The 4730-nt window shown below is 36.1% G+C and carries 5 protein-coding genes; 3 read left to right on the forward strand and 2 right to left on the reverse strand.

Features of this window, described 5'->3' with window-relative positions:
- Window positions 1-227: 227 nt before the first annotated feature.
- Window positions 228-926, forward strand: coding sequence for an alpha/beta hydrolase (locus OZD61_RS00040; protein ID WP_274979375.1), 699 nt, complete (start codon window positions 228-230; stop codon window positions 924-926).
- A 238-nt stretch (window positions 927-1164) separates the two neighbouring features.
- Here OZD61_RS00040 and OZD61_RS00045 read toward each other — a convergent pair whose 3' ends face one another.
- Together OZD61_RS00045 and OZD61_RS00050 are read right to left on the reverse strand one after the other, a co-directional pair.
- Window positions 1165-1839: an ABC transporter ATP-binding protein gene (locus OZD61_RS00045; protein ID WP_274979376.1), complete on the reverse strand. Its 675-nt coding sequence runs from the start codon at window positions 1837-1839 to the stop codon at window positions 1165-1167.
- Between the two features lie 39 nt (window positions 1840-1878).
- Window positions 1879-2331 (reverse strand): HesB/IscA family protein, encoded by a 453-nt coding sequence (locus tag OZD61_RS00050; RefSeq protein WP_274979377.1) that lies wholly within the window; start codon window positions 2329-2331, stop codon window positions 1879-1881.
- Window positions 2332-2378: 47 nt separating this feature from the next.
- Here OZD61_RS00050 and OZD61_RS00055 point away from each other — a divergent pair, with 47 nt between their 5' ends.
- Both OZD61_RS00055 and ribD read left to right on the forward strand, forming a co-directional pair.
- Complete coding sequence (locus OZD61_RS00055) at window positions 2379-3578, forward strand: deoxyguanosinetriphosphate triphosphohydrolase (RefSeq protein ID WP_274979378.1); 1200 nt, start codon at window positions 2379-2381, stop codon at window positions 3576-3578.
- A complete protein-coding gene (ribD, locus tag OZD61_RS00060; protein ID WP_274979379.1) occupies window positions 3578-4660 on the forward strand; it encodes a bifunctional diaminohydroxyphosphoribosylaminopyrimidine deaminase/5-amino-6-(5-phosphoribosylamino)uracil reductase RibD in 1083 nt (360 codons plus the stop codon). Before OZD61_RS00055 ends, ribD begins: the two co-directional genes overlap by 1 nt.
- The last annotated feature ends 70 nt before the right edge of the window (window positions 4661-4730 follow it).

Here is a 4730-nt window from a genome sequence, read left to right on the forward strand (position 1 = left end):
AGTTTGAGATAGCTTCATGAATTTATTGTACGTTACCTACTATCCGAAGAGCGATGCAACAAAGCCATTCATCTGTCACTTAAATAAGTTTACCATCAACTATAGCCATAACTATGTACGTTAGCTTTAACACGATAAAAAATTTATTGCAAAAACAGCGAAATTAATACATAATTAATAACTCACGTCATCAATACCTGTCAAGCGGGTTCTTATTAGGAGTTACCATGGTTGAAGTTTTTTTAAATAATGCAACAAGAAAGGTAGAAGGTGAATACCACCAAAGCAAAGATGCCAACGCGCCGGTTGTGCTGGTTTTACATCATCATCCTCAATATGGTGGTAATATGGATAGTAAGATTGTACATAGTACATATACGTCTTTTATCGATAACAATTTTTCTGCATTGAAAATTAACTTTCGTGGTGTGGGAAAATCTACCGGAACTTTTGATAAGGGTATAGGAGAATTAACTGACGCTGCGGTAGCCATTGATTGGCTTCAGGAACATAATCCTAGCAATGTTCCAATTTGGATCGCTGGTTTTTCTTTTGGAGCATGGGTGGCTATGCAGCTAACAATGCGCCGCCCTGAGATAGTGGGTTTTATTGCTCTTTCTCTTCCGGTAACTAAGTACGATTTTTCTTTTCTTTCTCCCTGTCCAGTTTCTGGGCTTATAATACAAAGCAGTAATGATACAATCTCAGAAGAAAGCGATGTAACAGAATTAGCAAAAAGGTTGATAACTTCAGTAAGAAGTGATCACATGAAATACTATATAATAGATGATACTAATCACTTTCTAAAGGATAAAGAAGAGGAAGTGACTCAAATCGTGGGCAATTATATAAAACTGCGCTTGAATAGTGCAACTATTTCTTTTCAAAAGGTCAAAAAAGAGGTAAGGGTAAAAGAGTATGCCTAATCTTTACAAATAAGAGAAATGAGTGTAGTAATATAAATAAAAGGGTTTTGTTATGTTTAAAAAGCTATTATTTTTTGTTTTAGCTGTGTTTATGTTATCGGGGTGTTTCCTAAGTAAACAGCGTAAGTTAAAAAGTCCATGTATAAAAAGCAATGAAAGCATTTCATGCGAGTTATACTCTGTTAATGATCATTGGTTAGATAAGTATAGGGCATAGAAATTGTGCTATTTTTCCTATTCACAACTTCACTAATGATCGATCTCTCAATTGGAAAGTGCAGTCTGCCTTTTCTGCAAGGAGATGATTGTGTGTTACTATAAGCATAGAGCTGTTATTTTCCTTTACGTATGAATGTAGCAGTAAAAACACCTTAAAAGAATTTGTTGGATCTAAGTTTCCTGTTGGCTCATCTGCAAGTAAAAGCTTTGGAGAATTTACAATGCTTCTTGCAATTGCAACTCTCTGCCTTTCCCCACCCGAAACTTCAGATACCATGCTACTTGCTTTGTTTTCCAGACCAAATTTTTCCAACATTGCTTGCGAATTTTTTTTTGCTTCAGCTTTGCTTTTTCCTGCAATGAGTTGAGGAAGCATAATATTTTCCAACACCGATAACTCTTGTAACAAATAGTGAAATTGATAAACAAAACCAAGAAAATTTCTTCTTACATGAGTTTTATGCTTATTACTGGCTTGTGTGCAATTTATTCCATCTATCGTAACTATACCTGAAGTTGGCTTGTCCAACAAGCCTGCGATTTGCAATATAGTTGTTTTCCCTGCACCTGAATCGCCAATCAGCGCTACTACTTGCCCTCTTGTGACACTTAAGTTGATATCCTTTACAACAGCAGAATTGTTCTTGAAGCTTCTATCTACGGAAGTTAGTTCTAGTGCTACATTACCACCCATGTTTAAAAGATCCAGAAGGCATCTAAGTTTTAGTAATAATTAAACCGAAAAACTGTTGCCACAACCACACTGGGATTTAGCAAAGGCATTCCTTATTTGAAAACCAGAACCGCCGAGATCCTCAGTATAATCTATAACTGAGTTATTTAAAAATTTTGCTGAACAATTATCAACCATTAATACAGGGTTTCCATTTTCATCATTAATTACTATATCTTTACCTTTTTCGCTAAAACTGGAGTGGCTTCTATAGTCCTCACTTTCTTCATAGTCATCATCTTCGTCTTCGTCATCAAACTCATCATCGTAATCATCGTCCAAAGATAGATTTTTATTCATTTGATCCATAAGAAAATTGTATTTGAAGCCAGAACATCCACCACCTGAAACTGCAACCCGTAAAATGGAACTCTTATCCCCTTCCTGCTCTGCAAGAGAGTGGATTTTTTTTAGTGCATTATCAGTTAAGTTGATGTTGTAATTTGTTGACATAGTAACCACCGTTTATTATTGATAACTTATTATAGTAGAAATTTTACATGTCAAACAATAATTTTCTATTAAATTATGCATGTTTTCCGAGCAAAACAAAAGGGAGATACTTCAAAGAGCCAGAAGATGAGAATCGCAGCTGCTTTCAGCGTGATAGGGACCGTATCATTCACTCTAATGCGTTTAGAAAATTGGAGTACAAAACACAAGTTTTTATCAATTATGAGCACGACTACTATCGCACTCGGCTTACTCATAGCCTTGAAGTTGCACAAATTGCAAGGTCCATTGCGCGTAGACTTGGCTTAAGTGAGGATATCACTGAATGCATAGCGCTCGCACATGATCTTGGTCATCCTCCATTTGGTCATGCAGGTGAAGATGCTCTAAAGAAATCAGTTCAAGATTTGAATCTTGATAACGAGAAGTATGAGTTTGATCATAATGTTCAAGCTATAAGGATTTTAACTTACCTCGAACAAAAACATGCTGATTTTGATGGTATGAATCTAAGTTGGGAGGTGATTGAAGGAGTTGCAAAACATAACGGTCCCTTGCTTGGTCAAAACGCGGAGTCTTCTACAAATAGTCAGCTGTTATTAGAATACAACAAAAAATATGATCTAAAACTTGAAGAATTTTCAAGCATTGAAGCGCAAGTTGCTTCAATTGCCGATGATATTGCTTACAGTGTTCACGATCTTGATGATGCACTCAGGGCGAATTTAGTAACCATCGAAGATTTGCTGAATGTTCCTTTAATTGAAAAAATGTTTAAAGACATAAGGAGCAGATATTCAGAATTGCCTCAGAGCAAACTCATACATGAGTCACTGAGTGGAACTATAGGAACTATGATAAGTGATGTTGTTTCTCAGACTGAAAGAAATATTGAAGATCACAAAATAAAAAGCGTAGAAGACGTAAGAAGTCTAAATAAAATGCTAGTCACATTTTCACCAGAAGTTGCGAATGCTACAAAAGAAATGAAAAGATTCAACATGGAGAAAATATACAGAAGCTATAAACTGAGTAGAACGATGAACAAAGCAAAACGCATAATACAGGAACTCTTTCAATGTTTTTATGAAAACCCAGGATTACTTCCCACAGAGTGGAGCAAACTCGCTTGTGAATCTCAGCGTTCAGTAATAATATGTGACTATATCTCAGGTATGACAGATAGATTTGCTATACACGAGCACAGAAGAATTTTTGATACCTCATACGAAATGACTTCTTTCTAATGACTGATGATCATTTCATGTCAATTGCATTAAGGCTTGCAGAAAAAAATCTTGGAAATGTTGCACCAAATCCTGCTGTCGGGTGTGTTATTGTAAAGGATGGTACAATTGTTAGTGAGGGATACACAGGGATTGGTGGGCGTCCGCATGCGGAGGTAGTCGCTTTGCAAAACGCTAAAGATTCAACTCATGGCGCAACTATATATATCACTCTTGAGCCATGTTGTCATCACGGAGTCACGGGGCCTTGCACTGCAAAAATCATAAAAGCTAGCATAAAAAGAGTAGTAATTGCAACTATTGACCCAGATAGTAGAGTTTCAGGCAGAGGCATGAAAGCTCTGAAAGAAGCAGGAATTGAAGTTGAGCAAGGTATTATGCAAAAAGAGGCAAAAGAACTGAATGTCGGTTTTTTCACCACTAAAGAATTACATAGACCATTTATAGCTTGCAAAGTCGCAACAACTCTTGACGGAAAAATCGCAACATTTACAGGCGATAGCAAATGGATAACAAGTGAAAATACGAGAAACTGGGTGCATGAGCTCAGAACGAAATATGATGCAATTATGATTGGCAGCAATACTCTTATTAATGATGATCCACTCTTAACTTGCAGATTACCAGGACTCGGAAGTAGATCGCCAATAAGGCTAATTATAGATAGTCAAGGGAGATTAAAGGGAGAGCATAACATTGCAAAGACTGCAGACAAAGTAATAACTTGGGTCATCACAAATAAAGAAGTAGAGAAAAAAATAAAAAACATTAACTACTTAGTAGTTAATTCAAGCAACGCAGGTAAGGTTTGCCTAAAGGACATGGCATTAAAACTTGTTTCAGAAATTGGTATAACAAGATTATTAGTTGAAGGTGGAGGAGTGTTAATCACAGAACTATTAAAGTGTAATTTAATCGACAGGTTGATAATATGCCGCAGTGGTAAAATTTTAGGCAATGATGCCACTCCTTTTGTAGGAGATTTAGGGATTCAATTCATTAACAACTGTTATCAGTTTAAAAAAACAAAGATAATAGAGTTTAGTGAGGATATAGTTGAGGTTTGGGATAGGTCGTCATAATCCTTAGAACCTGTTAAGGATCTCGAAAATATGAGGTAAAATAAGCATAGTTAAGAAAGAGGTATATCTA

It is taken from the genome of Wolbachia endosymbiont of Drosophila bocki (assembly GCF_028982005.1).
GTDB classification, from domain to species: Bacteria; Pseudomonadota; Alphaproteobacteria; order Rickettsiales; family Anaplasmataceae; genus Wolbachia; species Wolbachia pipientis.